This window comes from Micromonospora aurantiaca ATCC 27029, assembly GCF_000145235.1.
Taxonomy (GTDB): domain Bacteria; phylum Actinomycetota; class Actinomycetes; order Mycobacteriales; family Micromonosporaceae; genus Micromonospora; species Micromonospora aurantiaca.
Map to the genome: position 1 here is coordinate 6,124,501 of NC_014391.1, position 21,311 is coordinate 6,145,811.

The 21,311-nt window shown below is 73.0% G+C and carries 20 protein-coding genes; 8 read left to right on the forward strand and 12 right to left on the reverse strand.

Features of this window, described 5'->3' with window-relative positions; translation table 11 throughout:
• The 6 genes from glmM to MICAU_RS27235 all read right to left on the reverse strand — a co-directional run bounded on the left by glmM (window position 1) and on the right by MICAU_RS27235 (window position 4,641).
• On the reverse strand, window positions 1-1,356 hold the full coding sequence (gene glmM, locus MICAU_RS27210) for a phosphoglucosamine mutase (RefSeq protein WP_013288572.1): 1,356 nt from the start codon (window positions 1,354-1,356) through the stop codon (window positions 1-3).
• Between the two features lie 116 nt (window positions 1,357-1,472).
• Entirely contained in the window at window positions 1,473-1,937 is a 465-nt protein-coding gene (gene rpsI, locus MICAU_RS27215; RefSeq protein ID WP_013288573.1) for a 30S ribosomal protein S9, read from the reverse strand.
• A gap of 20 nt (window positions 1,938-1,957) precedes the next feature.
• Window positions 1,958-2,401 carry a 50S ribosomal protein L13 gene (gene rplM, locus MICAU_RS27220; protein ID WP_013288574.1) on the reverse strand — a complete coding sequence of 148 codons (444 nt, stop codon included), beginning with the start codon at window positions 2,399-2,401 and terminating at the stop codon, window positions 1,958-1,960.
• 209 nt (window positions 2,402-2,610) lie between these two features.
• Window positions 2,611-3,978 carry an MFS transporter gene (locus tag MICAU_RS27225; RefSeq protein WP_013288575.1) on the reverse strand — a complete coding sequence of 456 codons (1,368 nt, stop codon included), beginning with the start codon at window positions 3,976-3,978 and terminating at the stop codon, window positions 2,611-2,613.
• 122 nt (window positions 3,979-4,100) lie between these two features.
• Complete coding sequence (locus MICAU_RS27230; RefSeq protein WP_013288576.1) at window positions 4,101-4,394, reverse strand: type II toxin-antitoxin system PemK/MazF family toxin; 294 nt, start codon at window positions 4,392-4,394, stop codon at window positions 4,101-4,103.
• Complete coding sequence (locus MICAU_RS27235) at window positions 4,384-4,641, reverse strand: DUF6364 family protein (RefSeq protein WP_030269378.1); 258 nt, start codon at window positions 4,639-4,641, stop codon at window positions 4,384-4,386. The genes MICAU_RS27230 and MICAU_RS27235 overlap by 11 nt, the downstream gene beginning before the upstream one ends.
• A 178-nt stretch (window positions 4,642-4,819) precedes the next feature.
• On the opposite strand from MICAU_RS27235, the gene MICAU_RS27240 reads away from it, so the two are divergent.
• Both MICAU_RS27240 and MICAU_RS27245 read left to right on the forward strand, forming a co-directional pair.
• Window positions 4,820-5,287: a helix-turn-helix domain-containing protein gene (locus tag MICAU_RS27240; protein ID WP_013288578.1), complete on the forward strand. Its 468-nt coding sequence runs from the start codon at window positions 4,820-4,822 to the stop codon at window positions 5,285-5,287.
• An 84-nt stretch (window positions 5,288-5,371) separates the two neighbouring features.
• Window positions 5,372-5,839 carry a PIN domain-containing protein gene (locus MICAU_RS27245; RefSeq protein WP_255348697.1) on the forward strand — a complete coding sequence of 156 codons (468 nt, stop codon included), beginning with the start codon at window positions 5,372-5,374 and terminating at the stop codon, window positions 5,837-5,839.
• Here MICAU_RS27245 and MICAU_RS27250 read toward each other — a convergent pair.
• Window positions 5,812-6,525: a class I SAM-dependent methyltransferase gene (locus MICAU_RS27250; protein WP_236619347.1), complete on the reverse strand. Its 714-nt coding sequence runs from the start codon at window positions 6,523-6,525 to the stop codon at window positions 5,812-5,814. The two genes, MICAU_RS27245 and MICAU_RS27250, sit on opposite strands and share 28 nt — an antisense overlap.
• A gap of 143 nt (window positions 6,526-6,668) precedes the next feature.
• Here MICAU_RS27250 and MICAU_RS27255 point away from each other — a divergent pair, with 143 nt between their 5' ends.
• Genes MICAU_RS27255 through MICAU_RS27275 form a run of 5 tightly spaced genes read left to right on the forward strand, consistent with a single transcriptional unit; the run spans window position 6,669 to window position 14,212 of the window.
• Complete coding sequence (locus MICAU_RS27255) at window positions 6,669-8,780, forward strand: molybdopterin oxidoreductase family protein (protein WP_013288581.1); 2,112 nt, start codon at window positions 6,669-6,671, stop codon at window positions 8,778-8,780.
• The gene (locus MICAU_RS27260; RefSeq protein WP_013288582.1) at window positions 8,777-10,261 is read left to right on the forward strand and encodes an FAD-dependent oxidoreductase; all 1,485 of its coding nucleotides are present in this window, start codon (window positions 8,777-8,779) and stop codon (window positions 10,259-10,261) included. Before MICAU_RS27255 ends, MICAU_RS27260 begins: the two co-directional genes overlap by 4 nt.
• On the forward strand, window positions 10,258-12,780 hold the full coding sequence (nirB, locus tag MICAU_RS27265; protein ID WP_013288583.1) for a nitrite reductase large subunit NirB: 2,523 nt from the start codon (window positions 10,258-10,260) through the stop codon (window positions 12,778-12,780). The genes MICAU_RS27260 and nirB overlap by 4 nt, the downstream gene beginning before the upstream one ends.
• Entirely contained in the window at window positions 12,777-13,124 is a 348-nt protein-coding gene (nirD, locus tag MICAU_RS27270; RefSeq protein ID WP_013288584.1) for a nitrite reductase small subunit NirD, read from the forward strand. The genes nirB and nirD overlap by 4 nt, the downstream gene beginning before the upstream one ends.
• Window positions 13,124-14,212 carry a uroporphyrinogen-III synthase gene (locus MICAU_RS27275; protein ID WP_013288585.1) on the forward strand — a complete coding sequence of 363 codons (1,089 nt, stop codon included), beginning with the start codon at window positions 13,124-13,126 and terminating at the stop codon, window positions 14,210-14,212. The genes nirD and MICAU_RS27275 overlap by 1 nt, the downstream gene beginning before the upstream one ends.
• An 11-nt stretch (window positions 14,213-14,223) precedes the next feature.
• Here MICAU_RS27275 and MICAU_RS27280 read toward each other — a convergent pair whose 3' ends face one another.
• From MICAU_RS27280 to MICAU_RS27295, 4 genes are all read right to left on the reverse strand, one after another.
• The gene (locus MICAU_RS27280; protein WP_013288586.1) at window positions 14,224-14,841 is read right to left on the reverse strand and encodes a GTP-binding protein; all 618 of its coding nucleotides are present in this window, start codon (window positions 14,839-14,841) and stop codon (window positions 14,224-14,226) included.
• Window positions 14,822-15,184 carry a DUF742 domain-containing protein gene (locus MICAU_RS27285; RefSeq protein ID WP_013288587.1) on the reverse strand — a complete coding sequence of 121 codons (363 nt, stop codon included), beginning with the start codon at window positions 15,182-15,184 and terminating at the stop codon, window positions 14,822-14,824. Before MICAU_RS27285 ends, MICAU_RS27280 begins: the two co-directional genes overlap by 20 nt.
• A 62-nt stretch (window positions 15,185-15,246) precedes the next feature.
• On the reverse strand, window positions 15,247-15,654 hold the full coding sequence (locus MICAU_RS27290; RefSeq protein ID WP_013288588.1) for a roadblock/LC7 domain-containing protein: 408 nt from the start codon (window positions 15,652-15,654) through the stop codon (window positions 15,247-15,249).
• Complete coding sequence (locus MICAU_RS27295; RefSeq protein ID WP_013288589.1) at window positions 15,651-18,707, reverse strand: sensor histidine kinase; 3,057 nt, start codon at window positions 18,705-18,707, stop codon at window positions 15,651-15,653. Before MICAU_RS27295 ends, MICAU_RS27290 begins: the two co-directional genes overlap by 4 nt.
• Before the next feature lie 447 nt (window positions 18,708-19,154).
• Between MICAU_RS27295 and MICAU_RS27300 the strand changes: the two genes are divergently transcribed.
• Window positions 19,155-20,336, forward strand: a complete 1,182-nt coding sequence (locus MICAU_RS27300) for an ABC transporter substrate-binding protein (protein ID WP_013288590.1) — start codon at window positions 19,155-19,157, stop codon at window positions 20,334-20,336.
• A 161-nt stretch (window positions 20,337-20,497) separates the two neighbouring features.
• On the opposite strand, the gene MICAU_RS27305 is transcribed toward MICAU_RS27300, so the two are convergent.
• Window positions 20,498-21,268 carry an ABC transporter permease gene (locus MICAU_RS27305; RefSeq protein ID WP_244879790.1) on the reverse strand — a complete coding sequence of 257 codons (771 nt, stop codon included), beginning with the start codon at window positions 21,266-21,268 and terminating at the stop codon, window positions 20,498-20,500.
• Between the last annotated feature and the right edge of the window lie 43 nt (window positions 21,269-21,311).

Here is a 21,311-nt window from a genome sequence, read left to right on the forward strand (position 1 = left end):
TCAGGCGACCGGGCTGGCGGTGCGGACCTGCTCGGCGATGCGCTCGGCGACCTCGCGCGCGGTGTCCTCGGTGGCCGCCTCGACCATGACCCGCACCAGCGGCTCGGTGCCGGACGGGCGCAGCAGCACCCGGCCGGTCTCGCCCAGCTCCGCCTCGGCGCGCTCGACCTCGGCCCGGACGGCCGGTGCGGCGGCGCCGACGGTACGGTCGCCGACCGGCACGTTGATCAGCACCTGGGGCAGCTTGGTGACCACGGCGGCCAGCTCGGCCAGCGAGGTGCCGGTGGCGGCCATCCGCGCCATCAGGTGCAGGCCGGTCAGCACGCCGTCGCCGGTGGTGGCGTACGCGGGCAGCACGATGTGGCCGCTCTGCTCGCCGCCGAGCGCCAGGCCGGAGGCGCGCAGCTCCTCCAGCACGTACCGGTCGCCGACCTTGGTCTCGACCAGCCGGATGCCGTGCTCGGACATGGCCAGCCGGAGACCGAGGTTGCTCATCACTGTGGCGACCAGGGTGTCCTGGGTCAGCTCGCCGGCGTCCCGCATGGCCAGCGCGAGGATCGCCATGACCTGGTCGCCGTCGACCTCGTTCCCGTCGGCGGTGACCGCGACGCAGCGGTCGGCGTCGCCGTCGTGGGCGATGCCGAGGTGGGCGCCGTGCTCGACCACCGCGGCGCGCAGCGCCTCGATGTGGTTCGAGCCGCACTCGTCGTTGATGTTGAGCCCATCCGGCTCGGCGTAGATGGCGATCACCTCGGCGCCGGCCTCCCGGTAGGCGACCGGTGCGACGTCGGCGGCCGCGCCGTTGGCGCAGTCGACCACGACCTTGATCCCGTCGAGGCGGTGCGGCACGGTGCCGACCAGGTGCTGCACGTAGTGGTCGGCGCCGTCGAGCAGGTCGTGCACGCGGCCGACACCGGCGCCGACGGGGCGCTTCCAGGCGGTGGTGGCGTTCGCCTTAACCGCCTCCTCGATCTGCATCTCGATCTCGTCGGGCAGCTTGTGCCCGCCGGCGGCGAACAGCTTGATGCCGTTGTCCGGCATCGGGTTGTGCGAGGCGGAGAGCATCACGCCCAGGTCGGCCTTTGCCTCGGCGGTGAGGAACGCCACCGCCGGGGTGGGCAGCACGCCGACCCGGACCACGTTGGCGCCGGCACTGGTGAGCCCGGCGACCACCGCCGCCTCCAGCATCTCGCCGCTGGCCCGGGTGTCCCGGCCGACCACCGCGAGCGGCGGATGGCTCTTGTCGGTCTCGGCCAGCGTGTGGGCCGCGGCCACCGCGACCGCAAGCGCCAACTCCGGGGTGAGATCCGCGTTCGCCCGCCCACGTACGCCGTCCGTGCCGAACAACCGGCCCATACCCGCCAACCTCCGTGGAACTGCCGATGAGAGGAGAAACGCGGAACGGCCGGTCCGCCTCCCGGGAAGGGGAAGCGAGCCGGCCGTCCGTCAGAAGTACAAGACGCTTGTGGTGATCAGCGCTTCGAGTACTGGGGAGCCTTGCGGGCCTTCTTGAGGCCGTACTTCTTGCTCTCCTTGACCCGGGCGTCACGGGTCAGGAAGCCGGCCTTCTTCAGGGCCGGGCGGTCGTCGGGCTCGCTGACGATCAGCGCCCGGGCGATGGCGAGCCGCAGCGCGCCGGCCTGGCCGGTGGTGCCGCCGCCACGCAGGTTGGCGATCACGTCGAACGCCTCGGGCTTCTCGGCGGTGACCAGCGGGTCCTTGATGAGCTGCTGGTGCACCTTGCTCGGGAAGTAGGCCTCGAGGTCGCGGCCGTTGCAGGTGATCTTGCCGCTGCCCGGGATGATCCGGACCCGGACGATGGCTTCCTTGCGCCGACCCACGGTCTGGATCGGGCGGTCACCACGGGGCGCGCGCGCGACGGGCGCCGGCGCCTCGGTGGCCTCGGGGGCGACCTCGGTGGCGGTGATGTCGGTCATGCTGCTTCCTTCGCCCGCGCTCACTGCGCGATCTGCTTGATCTCGAACGGCACCGGCTGCTGCGCGGTGTGCGGGTGCTCGGCACCGGCGTAGACCTTCAGCTTCTTGAGAAGCTGACGGCCCAGCTTGTTGTGCGGGAGCATGCCCTTCACGGCCAGCTCGATGGCCCGCTCGGGCCGCTTGGTGAGCAGCTCGTCGTAGCCGACCCGCTTCAGGCCACCCGGGTAACCGGAGTGGCGGTAAGCGACCTTGGTCTGGCGCTTGTTGCCGGTCAGCGCGACCTTGCCCGCGTTCACGATGACGACGAAGTCGCCCGTGTCGACGTGCGGCGCGAAAGTCGGCTTGTGCTTGCCACGCAGGAGCGTGGCGGCGTGGGTCGCCAGGCGGCCCAGCACGACATCAGAGGCGTCGATGACGTGCCACTGACGCTCGATCTCACCCGGCTTCGGGCTGTACGTACGCACAGGTCTACCTTGTCTCGTCGTCGGTCTGGGGTCGCGCGCCGAGGTGACCAGGAGTACCCAGCCGGACCAGCGCGCACGAACGACCAAGCGTACCTGATGCGGCACGCCTAAGAATGTCGTACAACAGCAGGCAACGATACCCGGCCGCCCGGCGGCAGGTCAAAACGGGGTCGCGCCGCGCGTGGCCTGCGGGTTCGTCATGGCACAGGTCACACGCCGACCAGCGTACGCGGTCCGGGACGCAGGTAGACCACCCAGGTGACCAGGAAGCAGAGCGCGTACCAGCCGATGAAGGCCAGGTAGGCGGCATCAGCAGTGCCGGAGGCCAGGAACGACTGCCGGAACGCCACGTTCACCAGCACCCCGCCCGAGGCACCGACCGCCCCGGCGATGCCGATCACCGCGCCGGCCAGCCGCCGGGCCCGCCGCTGCGCCGCCTCCGGGTCGCCGGTCAGCTCGCTCTCCGCGACGGCCCGGGCCCGGAAGATCGCCGGGATCATCTTGTACGTCGACCCGTTGCCGATGCCGGAGAAGACGAACAGCGCCAGGAACCCGGCCAGGTAGAGCGGGAACGACTTCTCCCTGGCGGCGTACAGCACCAGCCCGGCCCCGGCGGCCATCGCCACGAAGTTCCAGAACGTGACCCGCGCCCCGCCCAGCCGGTCGGCGAGCTGACCGCCCACCGGCCGGATCAGCGACCCGATCAGCGGCCCCAGGAAGGTCAGCCAGGCCGCGTCCACGGGCGTCGGGAACCGGTCGTGGAACTGGAGCTGGAGCACCTGGCCGAAGGCGAACCCGAAGCCGATGAACGAGCCGAACGTGCCCACGTAGAGCAGCGACATCACCCAGGTGTGCGGGTCGCGGGCCGCCGCGCGCAGCGCGCCCGGCTCGTTGCGCGCCCCCGGCACGTTGTCCAGCCACCGGGCCGCGGCCAGCGCGGCCAGCACGATCAGCGGCAGGTAGACCGCCGGCACGAGCCGGGGGTACGCGGCGCCGGCGGTCGCCAGCACCGCCAGCCCCACCAGTTGCACGGCCGGTACGCCCAGGTTGCCGCCGCCGGCGTTGAGCCCCAGCGCCCGGCCCTTGAGCCGCTCCGGGAAGAACAGGTTGATGTTCGCCATCGACGAGGCGAAGTTGCCGCCGCCGACGCCGGACAGGCAGGCCAGCACCATCAGCGTGGCGTACGACACCCCGGGCTCGATCAGCACCGCCATCGGCACCGCCGGCACGAGTAGCAGCAGCGCGCTCACGATGGTCCAGTTCCGGCCGCCGAAGCGGGCCACCGCCAGCGTGTACGGCAGCCGCAGCACCGCCCCCAGCGCGGCCGGTACGGCGGTGAGCAGGAACTTCCCGGCCGGGTCGATGCCGTACTCGGGGCCCAGGAACAGCACCGTGACGGACCAGAGGCTCCACACCGAGAAGCCGACGTGCTCGGCGAAGATCGAGACGTACAGGTTGCGCCGGGCGACCCGGGCGCCACCGGCCGCCCAGAACGCCGGGTCCTCCGGCCGCCATTCGGTGAGCCGGCCGGCGGTGGCGGCCGGAGGCGTGGTCGGTGCGGAAACGAGAGTGCTCACGGGCGACTCCTCCTCGTCGATGACGAGGCGACGCTCTCAGCCCGTGGTTTCCCCGGCGTGCCCCGCACGCGTCGGCCCGGCAACGGAGATCGCACGTCCGCCGGACGGCGCCGGTGAGGCGGTCACAGCTCCTGGAGGATCCGCAGCGCCCGGCCGACCCGCTGCATGGTCTCGGTGTCCGCCACGTCCACGCACTCGGTGAACCACTTCTTCATCGGCGAGGAGATCCGGTCGGGCATCACCACGTACGCGCCCATCGGCACGGCGAGCGGCGAGTCGCGCAGCAGCGACTCCTCGACCACCTCGGCCACGATCACGATCGGTACCACAGTGGCGTTGTAGACGTCGGAGCTGATCACCAGGCCGAACCGCTCCCGGGCGCCGGAGATGCGCCAGACCTCACCCCTACGCAGCACGCGGACGCCCGCCGAACAGGGCGTCGTCGACGAGCGCGACCTCCTGGGCGTCGGCCAGGGCGGCGGCTTCCAGGTCCAGGCCGGCACGGCCGACCGCGTCGGCGTGCGCGGTGAAGACCTCGCGCAGCGCCTTCTCCCGGGCGGCCTGGTCCATCCAGGCGGAGAGGGAGAGCCCTTCCCGCTTGGCGAACCGGCGCGCCTCCTCGATCGTCTCGTCGGAGAACGACAGCGTCACCTTGGCGGTCATGCCGGGAAGACTACCCATCGGTATGACCGCCAGTCATCCTCGTCCCCGCCGATCGCTGAATCGGACACCTACAGGTGAAACAAGCGAAGCCGGTTGCGGATATTGCACTTGGGGGCGACGATAGAGCAGGTCCGAACGGCTGGGACGACACAAGCCGCATCTGCCACAGGGAGCCGTCATGAGCCTCAGCACCGGCATGGCCGCCTCGGTCATGCCCACCGAGGGAGCGGAGCGCCAGAAGGCGGCCGCCATGGAGGAGTTCCTCGTGCGGCACCCCCTCGCCGCGGGCGGAGGCGTGGCCCGCCTCGTCTCGGCGGACGGCGAAGAGGTCGAGGTGCCCGCCCAGATGTTCGACGTCCTCCATCAGATCTCGGCGATGCTCGCCCGCGGCGACGGCGTCGCGATCAGCGCCATCTCCCGCGAACTGACGACGACCGAGGCGGCGAAGCTGCTCGGCATGTCCCGCCCCACACTCGTCCGCCTCCTGGAGAACGGGTCGATCGCGTCACACCGGGTCGGCAGCCACCGGCGCCTCTTCCTCCGCGACGTCCTCGCATTCCGGCAACGGCAGATGGAGGAGCGACGGAAGTCGTACGAGGCCTTGATGTGGGAATCCGACGCGCTGGGTTTCACCGACGACGTGTAGTTCCGGGCCCGGCCAGGGGGTGCTGGGTAGGGTGTCCACTGTGATCCCCAGCGCCTCACTGGTGTTCCTGGACGCGAGGACGTTCTGGCGGAATGGATGTATCGCCTGCGCCGTAAGCGGCCCGAGCATTCCGAGCAGGCGATCGGCGGGCAGCGACGCCGCTTCGTCCAGGCGTTCCCGTACGGCCTCGTCACCGGCTATTCGCCGAACGACGTTCCGTGCCCGCCGGACCCGGACGACCGGCACGTGCTGGCCGCCGCCGTCCACGGCCGCGCCGACATCCTGGTGACCGACGACCGGCGCGCCTTTCCGCCGGAATGCGTACGGGAATCGCTGTCGGTCCGCACCGGCGACGAGTTCCTCAACTGGGTGGCCGACCGTTCGATGCCTCTGGTCATGAGAACGTTGGCGCGGCAGATCGACTACTACCGGCGCAGCCTGGTCGCCGAGGACAAGGACGCGGTCGAACTGATCGCCCACCTACGTAAGGCCGGCGCGTCCCGTTTCGCCGATCGGCTCGAGAATCACCTCGCCGATCCGTCCGGCCGCTGACCGCCGAAGACCGCGAAACGCCATTCCTTGAAGAAGCAGTCCACGTCCACCAGGCCCGCCTCGGTCAGCCAGCGACACTGCTCGGCCACCGGGGCCGGCCGGTCGTGCCGCATCCGCTCCCGGGCGCCGGCGATCTCCTCGGCGTCGGAGCCCAGCTCGGTGATCCGCGCCGTCCACACCTCGTCGTAGCGGCGGTCCAGCGCGGGGGTCGGCCCGGCGACCTGCTCGGCGTTGACGAACACCCCGCCGGGGACGAGCGCGTCGGCGGCCCGCTTGTACAGCGCCCGCTTGCCCTCGTCGTCGAGGTGGTGGATGGCCAGCGCGGAGACCACCGCGTCGTACCGGCCGGCAGGCAGCGGGCCGGCCAGGTCGGCGTGGACGGTGCGGTGCGGCACGCCACGGGCGTCCAGGTGCCCGGCGGCCACCGCGAGCATGCCGGGGGCGCCGTCCACGAGCGTCAGGCGGACCCCGGGGACGGCCGCGGTCAGCAGCAGGGACAGCAGGCCGGTGCCCGCGCCCAGGTCCAGCACCTCGGGGGTACGCCCGGCGGCGAGCGCGGCGCGCAGCGGGGGTGCGGCCACCTCGACAGCGGTGCCGTAGAAGGCGTCGAAGCAGGGCACAAGGCGGCGCCGGGCCTGGTCGTAGCTGCCGGCCACCGCGTCGAACGCGTCCGCCACGCTCATCATGCCTCCCGTTATATGAGATTGTTGTCCCATATTCTAAGCCCCGCGGAGCGTCTCGTCACCCGCGTGCGGTGTGAAGCGCTCGTGACAGGACCGAAACAGAGCAGACCCGGACCGGAAACCGCCCGACGGCACGCTTTTCCGACATGACAGACGGTGCACGCACGGCGACGCGAACGGGGTCACGCCTCGTCGAGGCCGCCACGCACTGCCCGTACTGCGCGTTGCAGTGCGGCATGGTGCTACGCGCCACCGGCGACGGTGTCGAGGTCGGCGCCCGCGACTTCCCCACCAACCGGGGCGGGCTCTGCCAGAAGGGCTGGACCGCCGCCGACCTGCTCGACCACCCGGACCGGCTCACCACCCCGCTGCTGCACGACCGGCCCGGCGGCGAGCTGCGCCCGGCGACCTGGGACGAGGCGCTCGACCGCGTCGCCGCCGGGGTCAAGGACGTGCAGCACCACCACGGGCCGGACGCGGTAGCGGTCTTCGGCGGCGGCGGGCTCACCAACGAGAAGGCGTACGCGCTGGGCCGCTTCGCCCGGGTGACGCTGCGGACCCGGCACACCGACTACAACGGGCGCTGGTGCATGTCGTCGGCCGCCGCAGCCGGGAACCGGGCGTTCGGGATCGACCGGGGACTGCCGTTCCCGCTCGCCGACCTCGGGCACGCGGACACGCTGCTGCTGGTCGGCGCGAACCCGGCCGAGACCATGCCGCCGCTGATGCGGCACGTCGCCGACCTGCGGGAACGCGGCGGCCGGCTGATCGTTGTCGACCCGCGCGCCACCGCCACCGCCCGCCAGGCCGACCTGCACCTGCAACCCCTGCCCGGCACCGACCTCGCGGTGGCGAACGCGCTGCTGCACATCGCGCTCACCGAGGGCTGGCTGGACCGGGCGTACGTCACGGAGCGGACCACCGGGTTCGACGACGTCCGGCGGACGGTGGCCGGCTACTGGCCGGCGGAGGTGGAACGGCTCTCCGGCGTGCCGGTGGCCGACCTGTACGCGACCGCCCGCGCACTCGCCACTGTGGACCGCGCGGTCGTCCTCACCGCCCGGGGCGCCGAGCAGCACGCCAAGGGCGTCGACACGGTCACCGCCTTCATCAACCTCGCGCTCGCCCTGGGCCTGCCCGGCCGCCCCGGCTCCGGCTACGGCTGCCTGACCGGGCAGGGCAACGGACAGGGCGGCCGGGAACACGGGCAGAAGGCCGATCAGCTACCCGGCTACCGGCGCATCGACGACCCGGCGGCCCGCGAGCACGTCGCCGGGGTGTGGGGCGTCGACCCGGACTCGCTACCCGGGCCGGGGGTGCCGGCGTACCAGCTCCTCGACGCGCTCGGCACGCCGTCCGGCGCGCGGGCGCTGCTGGTGTTCGGTTCCAACCCGGTCGTGTCCGCGCCCCGCGCCGCGCGGGTCGAGTCCCGGCTGCGCGCCCTGGACCTGCTCGTGGTGGCGGACTTCGTCCGCTCCGAGACGGCCGAGCTGGCCGACGTGGTGCTGCCGGTCGCCCAGTGGGCCGAGGAGGACGGGACGATGACCAATCTGGAGGGCCGGGTGCTGCGCCGCCGGGCGCTGCGCGAACCACCCGCCGGGGTCCGTACCGAGCTGGAGATCCTCGCCGCGCTCGCCGAACGGCTGACCGGGGGCGGGACGCCGCTGCCGGCCGACCCGCGCGAGGTGTTCGCGGAGCTGGGCCGGGCCTCGGCCGGCGGGCCGGCCGACTACGCCGGGATCACCTGGGACCGGATCGACGCCGACACCGGCGTGTTCTGGCCCTGTCCGGACCGGGACGGCCCGGACACGCCCCGGCTGTTCGCCGACCGCTTCCCCACCCCGGACGGCCGGGCCCGGTTCCATCCGGTGACCCACCGGCCGGCCGCCGAGCCGGTGTGCGCCGACTACCCGCTGCACTTCACCACCGGGCGGGTGCTCGCGCAGTACCAGTCCGGCGCGCAGACCCGGCGGGTGGCCGCGCTACGCCGGGCCGCGCCCGGCGGCTTCGTGGAGCTGCATCCCGACCTGGCAGCACGGATCGGCGTGGCCGAGGGCGCGCCGGTACGAGTGGTCTCCCGCCGGGGTGAGTTGTGCGCACCGGCCCGGCTCAGCACGGCGATCCGGCCGGACACCGTCTTCGCGCCGTTCCACTGGCCCGGCGCGCAACGCGCCAACTCGGTCACCAACGACGCGCTCGACCCGGTCTCCGGGATGCCCGAGTTCAAGATCTGCGCGGTCCGGGTGGAGCGGGCATGAACGAACGCATCGTCGTCGTCGGCTACGGCATGGCCGGCGCCCGGCTCGCCGCCGAGCTGCACGCACGCGGCGGGAACCACTCGATCACAGTGCTCGGGGCGGAGCCGCACCGCGCGTACAACCGGATCATGCTCTCCACGCTGCTCGCCGGACGCATCGGCGAGCCGGACGTGGAGCTTGTCGAAGCCGTCGGGCCGGGCGTCGAGGTCCGCACCGGCGCGGCGGTCACCGCAGTGGACCGGGCCGCCGGCGAGGTGGTCACCGACGACGGCGAGCGGCACGGGTACGACCACCTGGTGCTCGCCACCGGCAGCCGGGCCGTGGTGCCGCCGCTGCCGGGCCTCGCCCCGGTGCCCGAGCGGGTCGTCCCGTTCCGCACGCTCGGCGACTGCCGGCGGATCCTCGGCGCCGCCGAGGGCGCGCGGCGCGTGGTCGTGCTCGGCGGCGGGCTGCTGGGTCTGGAGGCGGCCCGCGGGCTGGCCGCCCGAGGGCTCGACGTGACTGTGGTCCACCCGGTCGGGCACCTGATGGAACGCCAGCTCGACCCGCCGGCCGGCGCGGTCCTCGCGGGCACGCTCGCCGGCCTGGGCGTCCGGTCCCGGCTCGGGGTGCCGGCCACCGCCGTGAGCGCCGGCGCCGACGGCGTCCGCCTGCACCTGGGCGACGCCGGGACGCTCGACGCCGACCTGCTGGTGCTCTGCTGCGGGGTACGCCCCGACACCGCGCTCGCCGCCGCGGCCGGGCTCGCCGTCGAGCGGGGCGTGGTGGTGGACGACCGGATGCGGACGAGCGACCGGCGGATCTCCGCGATCGGCGACTGCGCCCAGCACGACGGGACGTTGACCGGGCTTGTCGCGCCGGCCTGGGCGCAGGCCCGGGTGGTGGCCGACGTGCTGACCGGCACGGACCCGCTGGCCCGGTACCGGCCCCGCCCGGCGGTGACCCGGCTCAAGGCGGCCGGTATCGACCTGGCCGCGATGGGCGACGTGGACGGGACCGGCGACCCGGGCGGGCCGGTCGAGGAGCTGACCTTCGCCGACCCGGCCCGGGGCACCTACGCCCGGCTGCGCATCCGGGACGAGCGGCTGACCGGCGCGATCCTGCTCGGCGACAACCCAGCGGTCGGCACCGTGGTGCAGCTGTTCGACAGGGGCGCGCCGGTGCCGGCGGACCGGCGTTCGCTGCTGCTCGGCCGGGCGTTCGGCGAGGCGCCGGCCGGTCCGGCCGCGTCACCGGCGCTGATGCCGGACGCCGCGACCGTGTGCCGGTGCAACGACGTGAGCAAGGGCGCGCTGGTGGCGTGCTGGCGGGCGGGTGCCCGGACGGCGGCGGAGCTGTCCGCGGAGACCCGGGCCGCCACCGGCTGCGGCAGTTGCCGGGACGCGGTGGCCGGCATCGCCGCCTGGCTCGCCGAGGTGGACCCGCCCACGGACGAGACACGCGACAGCGAGACGGATCGCGAGACGGTGGAGGTGTCATGAACGAGCGGCTGGTGGTGGTCGGCAACGGCATGGTGGGGCAGCGCTTCGTCGAAGCGCTGCGGGCCCGGGACACCGACGGGCGGTGGCGGGTCACGGTGCTCGCCGAGGAGCGGCGCCCGGCGTACGACCGGGTGCGGCTCTCGGCCGTGTTCGACGGGGTGGACGCCGGTGAGCTGAACCTGCACACGCCCGACGCCGGAGTGGACCTGCGACTCGGCGAACCGGCCACCGGCGTCGACCGGGCACGGCGGGTGGTGACCACGGCTGCCGGCGAGTACCCCTACGACGCGCTGGTGCTGGCCACCGGCTCGTACGCGTTCGTGCCGCCGGTCGACGGCACCGATCTGCCGGGCGTCTTCGTCTACCGGACACTCGACGACCTGGCCGCGATCCGGGAGCACGCACGGGGCCGCCGTACCGGCGCGGTGATCGGTGGCGGGCTGCTCGGGCTGGAGGCGGCGAACGCGCTGCGGCTGCTCGGGCTCGTCACGAGCGTTGTCGAGTTCGCGCCCCGGCTGATGCCGGTGCAGGTGGACGAGGCGGGCGGCGCGATGCTCCGCCGCTACGTCGAGGAACTGGACGTCACGCCGTACCTCGGGGTGGCCACCACGGCGCTGCGTCCCGGCCCGGACGGCACGGTGGCCGCGCTCGACCTGGCCGACGGCCGCAGCCTCGACGCGGAGCTGGTGGTGGTCGCCGCCGGGATCCGGCCGCGCGACGAACTGGCCCGGATGGCCGGGCTGCCGCTGGGCCCGCGCGGCGGCGTGCTGGTGGACACGGCCTGCCGGACCGCCGACGAGCGGATCTGGGCGGTCGGCGAGTGCGCGGCGGTCGACGGGGTCTGCCACGGTCTGGTCGCGCCCGGGTACGCCACCGCCGAGGTGGTCGCGGACCGGCTGCTCGGCGGCGCTGCGACGTTCCCCGGCGCGGACACCGCCACGAAACTCAAGCTGCTCGGCGTGGACGTGGCCTCGTTCGGTGACGCGCACGGCGTCACCCCCGGCTGCCTCGACGTGACGTACACCGACCCGGCCACCCGCTCGTACGCGAAGCTGGTCCTCTCCGACGACGCGCGGACGCTGCTCGGCGGCGTGCTGGTCGGGGACGCGAGCGCGTACCCGGCGTTGCGCGCCAGTGTCGGCGGACCGCTGCCCGCTCCCCCGCTGGCGTTGCTGGCGCCGGCCGGCGGCGCGGGCGCCGGTGCGGGCGCGTTGCCCGCCACCGCGCAGGTCTGCTCCTGCAACGCGGTGACCCGGGCCGACCTGGACGCGGCGATCGCCGGTGGGGCGACCGACGTGCCGGCGCTGAAGGCGTGCACCCGCGCCGGTACGAGCTGCGGCTCCTGCGTGCCGATGCTGAAGCAGCTGCTGGACGCCGCCGGGGTACGCCAGTCGACGGCGCTGTGCGAGCACTTCGACCACAGCCGGCAGGAGCTGTTCGACCTGATCCGGGTGCGGGACATCAGCACGTTCTCCCGGCTCGTCGCCGAGCACGGGCGCGGCAGCGGGTGCGACATCTGCAAGCCGGTGGTGGCCTCGATCCTGGCCTCACTCGGCACCGGGCACGTGCTCGACGGCGAGCAGGCGTCGCTCCAGGACACCAACGACCACTTCCTGGCCAACCTGCAACGCGACGGCAGCTACTCGGTGGTGCCCCGGATTCCCGGCGGGGAGATCACCCCGGAGAAGCTGATCGCGATCGGTGAGGTGGCGCGCGACTTCCGGCTCTACACGAAGATCACCGGTGGGCAGCGGATCGACCTGTTCGGCGCCCGGGTCGACCAGTTGCCGCAGATCTGGCGCCGGCTCGTCGACGCGGGCTTCGAGTCGGGTCACGCGTACGGCAAGGCGCTGCGCACCGTGAAGTCGTGCGTGGGCGACACGTGGTGCCGCTACGGCGTGCAGGACTCGGTGGGGCTCGCGGTCGCGCTGGAGCTGCGCTACCGGGGCCTGCGCGCGCCGCACAAGCTCAAGTCGGCGGTGTCCGGCTGCGCCCGGGAGTGCGCCGAGGCCCGGAGCAAGGACTTCGGCGTCATCGCCACCGAGACCGGCTGGAACCTGTACGTCGGCGGCAACGGCGGTTTCCGGCCCCGGCACGCCGACCTGTTCGCCACCGACCTGAGCACCGCGGAACTGGTCACCCTGATCGACCGGTTCCTCATGTACTACATCCGCACCGCCGACCGGTTGCAGCGCACCGCCGCCTGGATCGAGGCCATGGACGGCGGCCTGGACCACCTCCGGTCGGTGCTCGTGGACGACTCGCTCGGGCTCTGCGCCGACCTCGACGCGGCCATGGCCCGGCACGTCACGAGCTACTCCGACGAGTGGCGCGACGTCCTGGAGGACCCGGACCGGCTGCGCCGCTTCACCTCCTTCGTCAACGCGCCCGAGGTGCCCGACCCGTCCATCACGTTCACCCAGGAGCGGGGCCAGCCGGTGCCGGCCCGGGGCGCGCCCCCGGACGGCGGACACCGCCGCCAGCCCGTCGCGCTGGGCCTGCCGGAGGTACGCCGATGAGCCCCGTCGTCACGCTGGACTGGACCCCGGTCTGCCCGCTGGACCGGCTCGACCCCGACCGGGGCGTGGCCGCCCTCGTCGACGGCGTACAGGTGGCGGTCTTCCGTACCGCGAACGGGCTGTACGCGGTGGACAACCTCGACCCGGTCGGCGGCGCGTACGTCATGTCCCGGGGTCTGGTGGGCAGCCGGGGCGGCGTGCCCACGCTCGCCTCACCGCTGCACAAGCAGGTCTACGACCTCACCACCGGGCGGTGCCTGGACCTACCGGGCGTGACGCTGCGCCGGCATCCGGTGCGCTGCCGGGACGGCCTGGTCGAGGTGCGGTTACGGCAGGAGGAATGATGCGGGACGAGCTGGCCGGCTTCACCATCGGGGTCACCGCCGACCGGCGGCGCGACGAACTGGCCGCGCTGCTCCAGCGGCGCGGTGCGCGGGTGGTGCTCGCCCCGGCGCTGCGGATCGTCCCGCTGGCCGACGACACCGACCTGCGTGAGGCCACCCGGGCCTGCCTGGAACACCCGCCGGACGTGCTGATGGCCAACACCGGCATCGGCATGCGGGGCTGGCTGGAGGCGGCCGAGGGCTGGGGGCTGGCCGAGCCGCTGCGCACCACGCTCGCCCGCGCGTACGTGGTGTCCCGCGGTCCGAAGGCGACCGGCGCGATCCGCGCCGCCGGGCTGCGCGAGCACTGGTCCCCGGATTCGGAGAGCTGCGACGAGGTGGTCGAGCACCTGGTCCGGCGCGGGGTGGCCGGCCAGGTCGTGGCGATGCAACTGCACGGCGAGCGGCAGCCCGAGTGCGCCGACGCGCTGGTGGCGGCCGGCGCCACGGTGATCGAGGTGCCGGTGTACCGGTGGGCGCCGCCGGCCGACCCGGCGCCGCTGCACCGGCTCATCGACCTGGTGGCCGGGCGTCTCGTCGACGCGGTCACGTTCACCTCGGCCCCGGCGGCCGAGGCGCTGCTGCGCGCGGCCGGGGACCGTACCGAGACGGTGCTGGAGGCGCTGCGCGGCGACGTGCTGGCCGGGTGCGTCGGCACCGTCACCGCCGAGCCGCTGGTGCGGCGCGGGGTGCCGGTGAGCGCGCCGAGCCGGGCCCGGCTTGGCGCCCTGGTCCGCACCATCGTCGAGGAGCTGCCCCGGCGCACGGTCTCGGTGAAGGCGGCCGGGCACGTGCTGACGCTGCGCGGGCACGCCGCGGTGGTCGACGGGGAGCTGCGCCAGCTGGCGCCGGCGCCGATGGCGGTGCTGCGGGCGCTCGCCGCGTCGCCGGGGAAGGTGCTCTCCCGCACCGCGCTGCTGCGGACGCTGCCACGCGGCGCCGACGAGCACGCGGTGGAGATGGCGGTCGCCCGCCTGCGGGCGGGGCTGACGGCGCCCCGCGTGGTGCAGACGGTGGTCAAGCGGGGGTACCGCCTGCGGGTCGACTGACCCGCAGGCGGTCAGCCCACCGAGGCCGGGTAGCCGTGCTCGGCCTGGAGGCGGAGCATCGCGTGCTCGACCACCGTGACCAGCACCTGCTTGACCGAGTCCCGCTGGCGGGCGTCGCACAGGACCATCGGCACGTCCGGGGAGATGGCGAGCGCCTCCCGGACCTCCTCCAGCTCGTAGTGCGGCGCGTCGCCGAAGCGGTTCAACGCCACGACGTACGGCAGCTTGCGGTTCTCGAAGTAGTCCAGCGGCGCGAACGCGTCGGTGATCCGGCGGGTGTCCACCAGCACCGCCGCGCCCACCGCGCCCCGGATGATCTCGTCCCACATGAACCAGAAGCGGGTCTGGCCCGGCGTGCCGAACAGGTAGAGGATCAGGTCCTCGGCCATGGTGATACGGCCGAAGTCCATGGCGACCGTGGTGGTCTCCTTGCCCGGCACCTTCGACGCGTCGTCGATGCCCACGCCGGCCGCTGTCATCAGCGCCTCGGTGGTCAGCGGCTGGATCTCGGAGATCGCTCCGACAAGTGTCGTCTTGCCCACGCCGAAGCCACCCGCGATCACGATCTTCGCGGAGATGATCTCCCGGCCGCGGTTCACCCCGTCGGGGTCATAGTTCGCGAAGTCCACTTAGCACCCTTCCAAGCAGGTTCATCCGCGCCGCGAAACCCGTCGCGGGAGCGGCAGTGTGTAGCGTCAGCAGGCCCTCGGCCACCATGTCGGCGACCAGCACCCGGGTGACGCCCAGCGGCATCCGGGTGTAAGCGGCGATTTCCGCAAGCGACTGCGCCCGGCCCTCACAGACCGAGGAGATGCGGTACTTGTCGTGCCCGGCGAAGCGCGCCTCGGCCGACTGCGTCGGCGTGCTCGACAGCACCGCTTCGAGCGCGATGTTCTGCAACGGCTCGGTGCGGCCCCGGGTGACCGCGTACGGCCGCACCAGCGCGCCACGTGGATCACGTCGCGGGTCCATCTCGCGATCACCTCCCCTCGTTCGGAGCCGCACCGGCTCCGGTCGTCAGCTCCCCGGTCCGATCAGGACCGGACCGCGTCTCTCGGCAGCGGGACCAGTGCCTGGCCGACCCGCTCGACCAGCAGCGCCATCTCGTAACCCACCTGGCCGACGTCGCAGCTGCGCGCCGCGAGGACGGCCATCGACGAGCCGTCGCTGATGGACATCAGGAACAGGTAGCCGCTGTCCATCTCGATGACGGTCTGCAACACCCCGCCGGCGCTGAACATCCGCGCCGCGCCCTCGGTCAGGCTCACCACGCCGGAGGTGATCGCGGCGAGCTGGTCGGCCCGGTCACCGGGCAGGTCCCGGGAGGAGGCGAGCAGCAGCCCGTCCGCGGACACCGCCACCACGTGCGCGATACCCGCAACGCTGTCGGCGAAGTTGGTGAGAAGCCACCCCATGTCCTGCATGGCCGCCGGCCTGTTCATCGGTTCGTCTCCTTGGTCGAGGTGCTGTTCAGGTCGGCGCCGGCCGTACGGCCCCGCTGGACGCCACGGTGGTAGGCGGAGAGCAGACCGCGTACCTCGTCCGGCGTGCGCCGGCTGCGGTCCCGGCCGCTCTTCGGCTCTATCCCGCCGGGCACGAGCTGGGCCTGCGGCACCCGCTTGGGCAGCCCGGAGCGGGTGGTGCCGCCGGTGGTGGGCTCCGCGGCACGGCTGGCCCGGGACCAGCCCTCGTCGGCCGCCGTACGCCAGGCCTCCGGGTCGATCGGCGGCGCGGGCGCGGGCGCGGCGGCGGGTGGCGCCGGGGGCGGCGTCGCGGCCGCCGGCGGCGTGGACGGCACCTCCGGCGGGCTGTACGCGGACGGCGCGGTCGACGTGGTCAGCCCCGACGCCTGGGCCCCCGGGGTACGGGTGGGCAGCTTCGGACGCGCCGGCGCCGCTGGGGGCGCCACCGCCGGCTGTGCCGGCGCGGGCGGCTCGTCGAACGTGGGACGGGTGAAGATGGTGGTCTCGTCCTCTCCGTGCGAACGGAACCAGACCGCCTCCATCTCACGGAATATCGGCGCCTCGGCCCGCTGCTCGGGCCGGGCCACCACCGGCGTCGCCGGGGTGCTCTCCACCGCCGGCGCCGCCGCGAGCGGCTGGTAGGCCGGAGGCGCGGCCTGGGTCGCGGGTTGCGCGGTCTCGACACCCGGCGTCCGCTTGGGCAGGGGGTCGAGCGCGGGGTACGCCACCGTCGGTCCCCCGGCCGACCAGCCTGCTCCGGAGACCGGAGCCGGCGCGGTAGCGGGCGCCGCCGCCACCGGAGCGGGTGCCGCCACGGTGGGCAGCGCACCGGTCGCCCCACCCAGCTGTACGACGGGCGTGGTGTCGCGCGTCTCGCCGGGCGTCTGCCACCGCGACGGCGGAGCGGTGGTCGCCCCGCGCCACTGGTCGGCGAGCGTCGCCGTGGCCGCGCCCCGCCCGGCGCCGGCCAGCGCGTCGGCGGCGCCGACCTGGCTGAGCGGCGACTGTTCGACGGCGAGCGGCTGACGCGGCCGGGTCAGCGGGGCCTGGCCCCGGTTGGCCGGCAGCACCACTGTCGAGTTCGGCAGCGTGACCTGGGCGACTGTGCCGCCCTCGACGTTGCGACGCAGCTCGACGCGGATCCCGTAGCGGGAGGCGAGCCGGCTCACCACGGCCAGACCCATCAGCCGGAACGCGGCCACGTCGACGGTCGGCGGCGCGGCCAGCCGCCGGTTGAGCGAGTCGAGCTGGTCGTCGCTGAGGCCCAGACCGCGGTCCTCGATCTGGATCAGCACGTAGTCGCGGATCCGGCGGCCGTCGGCCACCACTGTGGTGTTCGGCGGTGAGAACCGGGTGGCGTTGTCGAGCAGCTCGGCGACCAGCCGGACGACGTCGTTGACGGCGTGCGCGGCCACCGAGATGTCGGTGTCGACGGTGCCGAACTCGATCCGGTTGTAGAGCTCGACCTCGGACTGCGCGGCGCGCAGCACGTCGGCCAGGAGCGCGTCGTCGCGACGCGGTACGGCCGAGTCGGCGCCGGCGAGCACCAGCAGGTTCTCGTCGTTGCGGCGCATCCGGGTGGCCAGGTGGTCCAGCTCGAACAGCTGCGCCAGCCGCTTCGGGTCCTCCTCGGAACGCTCGATCGCGTCCAGCTCACCGATCATCCGGTCGACCAGGCTCTGCGAGCGGCGGGCCAGGTTGAGGAACATCGCCGAGACGCTCGTCCGCAGCGCGGCCTGCTCGGCCGCGACCCGGACCGCCTCCCGGTGGACCACGTTGAAGGCCACAGCCACCTGACCGACCTCGTCGCGGTTGCTCAGCTTGATCGGATCCCGTACCTGCTGGACGATCTCGTCCACACCGCCGTCACCGATGGCGTTGACGTTCTGGAGCCGGCTCACCGCGTCCGGCAGGTCGTGGTTGGCCACGGCGAGCGCGCCCTCGCGCAGCCGGCGCAGCGAGTCGTTGAGCGAGCGGGCGAGCACCACGGCGAGCGTCACCGCGACCGCGAGCGTGAGCAGCACGAGCAGGCTCTCCACGATCGCCTGCCGGATCACGTCGGCGCGTGCCTCGTCGGCGTCGGCCAGCATGTCGTCCAGGAGCTGGATCTCGGCCCACCGCATCAGGTCGTCGACCGCGCCGATGGCGGCTGATGCCTCGTCGCGGGTGACCAGCGCCTGACGCCCGATGGACCGGGAGATGTCGCCCGCGACCCGGTCGGCGAGCTGGACGGCGTCACCGGAGACGGTGCGGTCCACCAGGGCCCGCTGGCTCGGCGTCGCGGACCGGGAGAAGGTGAGCAGCGCCTCCTGCTGACCCGTCAGCGTGGCCACGAAGGACGAGAACTGCTCCTCGTCGATCCTTCCGCCGTCGAGGGCGGTGAAGGCCACCGCCTGCTCCTCGGCCACCTCGGCCTTGGCGTGGGCGAACGCGGCCACCGCGCGGCGGGCGTCGGCCAGGCTGTCCGCGCCCGGCTGCTGGGCCAGGGCGTCGCTGTACGCGACCAGGTCGTCCAGCACGATGCCGTAGCGCAGGCTCGCCTCGGCCACCGGCATCTGCAGCCGGTCCAGCACCTCCTGGCGGGTGCCGTTCAACGTGGACAGGTGGGCGTCGATCACCTTGAGCTGGTTGCTGATCGCGCCCGTCACGTCGCCGAGCTTGCCCCGCTCGTCCTGGTACGCCGCGATGCGCTCGTCGGTCTGGCGCACCCGCAGGTTGTACGCGTCCGGCTTCTGGTTCGGGTCGGCCAGGAAGACCGCCGCCGCCATGCGCTCCTTGTGCAGGTCCTGGGTGAGCGCCGCGATGTCGACCGACACCGCGCTCAGCGACCGGACCTGGTCCGCCTCGTACGCGCCCTGGCCCACCGAGATGAGTCGGATAGTTGCCAGCGCGATGACAGCTGCGACCGGAACGACCAGGATGAGGGCGAGCTTGGAGCGGATCCGCGCGTCGCGCAGCCTGGGCAGGAGCCGGCGCCGATTCCGCTGTTCGGCGTTGGGGCTCCCGGGCAGGGTCGTAGGTCCGGTGCTCACGACATCGCCTCCGTCGTTTCTTCCACGCGTGACCCGCTGACCCGTGCCTGGTGCAGCGGCCAGCGCCACGCGCGGCACGGCCGCGATTTCATCAGACGAGATCCTGTTTGGGAAGCCGCGGTGAGGCAGGAAACGGTCGCGGTCGACGCAACCCGTGATCCGATCACCTAATACCTTCTTTTCTCCGACCCCCTGATCAGGGGATGTCACTCCAGAGTGGTCACACGCATCTGTGCAGTAATTGTCAGTTAATGTTCCGTGTCCCCAGCATGTGGGATGGCTGTCCCGAAACAGCACTCGACGGCCCGGCTTGACCACAGGCCCCGGCATTGGCAAGGTTTTGCAGGCTTCGCGCACACCGTACGGCAAACCAATCCCGTTCCTCCACTGAGGACGGACGAGCGGCGGTGATCGGGCGTCGGCCCGCGCCGCACCTGGAGGACTGAGTTGAGCCCCATCCGCTCCGCGCGCATCGCGGCGCTCGCATCGGCCGTGCTGGCCACCACGCTCACCGGCTGCGGGATCGGCGGGGAACCGCAGGACACCAGCCCGATCGTGATCGCCGCCGACCTGGAACTCTCCGGCGCCTCGGCGCCGGTCGGCAAGGTCTACCAACGGGCTCTGGAACTGAAGGTCGAGCAGTTGAACGCCTCGGGCGCACTGGGCGGCCGGAAGATCGATCTGCGGGTCAAGGACAACCGCTCGGACGCCGCGGAATCCTTGCGGAACATCAATGATTTCAGCGGTGACTCACGGGTGAGCGCCGTCATCATGGGCGGTTGCAACGAATGCGCCGTCGGCGCGGCCCGCACGATCGGTGAGAAGCGCATTCCGACGATCGCACTCGCGTCGTCGAGCGCGGTCACCGAGCCGGTGGCCGAGCGCCGATATGTCTTCAAGCTCGCCCCGAACGCCACCGACAGCGCCGCCGCGCTCGCCGCGGAACTGGACCGGCGCGGCGTCCGCAAGGTGGCCTTGCTGCACAGCGCCGAGGGTTACGGCCAGGAAGGGCTCACCGCCCTGCGCCGCGAACTGAGCAAGACCACGGTCAAGCTGGTCGGCAACGAGTCGGTGCGCGCCACCGACACCGAGGTCGGCACGCAGATCAACGAGCTGATCGCCCGCAAGCCGCAGGCCCTGGTCCTGTGGACCACGCCGGAGCAGGCGACGCTCGCCGCCACCACCGCCCGGCAGAGCAAGTTCCGCGGCTCGCTGTTCTTCGACGCCACGGCCGCCGGCGACCTCTTCCTCGGCCCGTCGGCCCGCTCCACCGAGGAGGCCACGCTGATCTTCACCCAGACCATGGTGATCGACGACGTGATCGCCACCACCCCGGCGAAGGCCGCGCGCCGGCAGTGGTTCCAGGACTACACCGCCCGGTTCGGCGGCTACAACGGCTTCTCCTCGTTCGCGGCGGACGCGGTCCAGCTGATCGCCGACGCCGAGCAGCGGGCCGGCGGCGAGCCGGGCGAGGTCGACCGGGACGCGCTGCGTGACGTGCTGGAGACCTCGCAGCTCGACGGGCTGTCCGGGCCGATCCGGATGACGCCGGACAACCACTCCGGGTTGATGCCGCAGGCGTTGACGACGCTCGTGGCTCGTGGTGGTCGTTGGCGGCTCGCTGGTTAGTCACTGTTGGGGGCGTGGCCCCACCGCAACCGGCTCCGGGCGGTCAGGCTTGATCCCTGCGCCGGTTGCGGTGGGGCCACGCCTGTCGTGGTCGGCCGCCATCCGTGGGTTGAGGTTTTCTTTCTGGATTCTCGGTCGACGTCGGGTTCTCGGGTCAGTGGCTAGCGGGCTGAGGTGGTGGCCCGCACCCAGGGCAGGGCCAGCCGCTCGACCAGGCTCAGGACGGCGTAGAGCACGATGCTCATCAGCGCCACCAGCACGATCGCAGCCCAGGCGGTCGCGGTGTCACCGACGCCGTTGTACTGGAGGATCTGGTAACCCAGACCCGGACGGTCGGAGTAGAACTCCCCGATCACCGCGCCGATCGCGGCCAGCGGCATGGCCACCTTGAGCCCCACGAAGATCTGCGGCAGCGCCGCCGGGAAGCGCACCTTGCGGAACGACTGCCACCACGAGGCGTTGAGCGACCGGCCCAGCTCCGCCAGGTCCGCCGGGGTGGTGGTCAGACCGGTGGCGGTGGAGAGCACGATCGGGAAGAAGCAGAGCAGGAACACCATGGTCAGGATGGGTTTCTGCCCCCAGCCCACCGCGACCACGAGCAGCGGCCCGAACGCGATCTTCGGGACCGCGTTCACCGCCACCAGCAGCGGCGCGAACATCCGCTCCACCCGGCGGGAGGCGGCCAGCGCCATCCCGATCAGCACCCCGGCCGCCGACGAGAGCAGGAAGCCGAACACTGTCATCCAGGTGGTGATGCCCAGCGCGGGCAGCAGCACCTCGGTGGTGCCGGCGAGGGACTTCCCCACCGCCTGCGGCGGGGGCAGCGCGGCCGGGTGCACCAGGCTCAGGCCCGAGGTGACCAGCCACCAGGCCGCCACCGCGATCACCAGTCCCAGCGCCGGCAATCCGACCGCCGCCGGGCGTACGGCCATCCCGCGCCGGACCGCCGGGCGCGGCGGCGCCTCCGGCCGGGCC

Excerpts from the sequence above, each read along its gene's own strand:
- glmM (WP_013288572.1), bottom strand. The coding sequence starts at position 1,356 with ATGGGCCGGTTGTTCGGCACGGACGGCGTACGTGGGCGGGCGAACGCG.
- rpsI (WP_013288573.1), bottom strand. The coding sequence starts at position 1,937 with ATGACCGACATCACCGCCACCGAGGTCGCCCCCGAGGCCACCGAGGCG.
- MICAU_RS27235 (WP_030269378.1), bottom strand. The coding sequence starts at position 4,641 with ATGACCGCCAAGGTGACGCTGTCGTTCTCCGACGAGACGATCGAGGAG.
- MICAU_RS27240 (WP_013288578.1), top strand. The coding sequence starts at position 4,820 with ATGAGCCTCAGCACCGGCATGGCCGCCTCGGTCATGCCCACCGAGGGA.
- MICAU_RS27250 (WP_236619347.1), bottom strand. The coding sequence starts at position 6,525 with ATGATGAGCGTGGCGGACGCGTTCGACGCGGTGGCCGGCAGCTACGAC.
- MICAU_RS27255 (WP_013288581.1), top strand. The coding sequence starts at position 6,669 with ATGACAGACGGTGCACGCACGGCGACGCGAACGGGGTCACGCCTCGTC.
- MICAU_RS27260 (WP_013288582.1), top strand. The coding sequence starts at position 8,777 with ATGAACGAACGCATCGTCGTCGTCGGCTACGGCATGGCCGGCGCCCGG.
- nirB (WP_013288583.1), top strand. The coding sequence starts at position 10,258 with ATGAACGAGCGGCTGGTGGTGGTCGGCAACGGCATGGTGGGGCAGCGC.
- nirD (WP_013288584.1), top strand. The coding sequence starts at position 12,777 with ATGAGCCCCGTCGTCACGCTGGACTGGACCCCGGTCTGCCCGCTGGAC.
- MICAU_RS27275 (WP_013288585.1), top strand. The coding sequence starts at position 13,124 with ATGCGGGACGAGCTGGCCGGCTTCACCATCGGGGTCACCGCCGACCGG.
- MICAU_RS27285 (WP_013288587.1), bottom strand. The coding sequence starts at position 15,184 with ATGGACCCGCGACGTGATCCACGTGGCGCGCTGGTGCGGCCGTACGCG.
- MICAU_RS27290 (WP_013288588.1), bottom strand. The coding sequence starts at position 15,654 with ATGAACAGGCCGGCGGCCATGCAGGACATGGGGTGGCTTCTCACCAAC.
- MICAU_RS27305 (WP_244879790.1), bottom strand. The coding sequence starts at position 21,268 with ATGGCCGTACGCCCGGCGGCGGTCGGATTGCCGGCGCTGGGACTGGTG.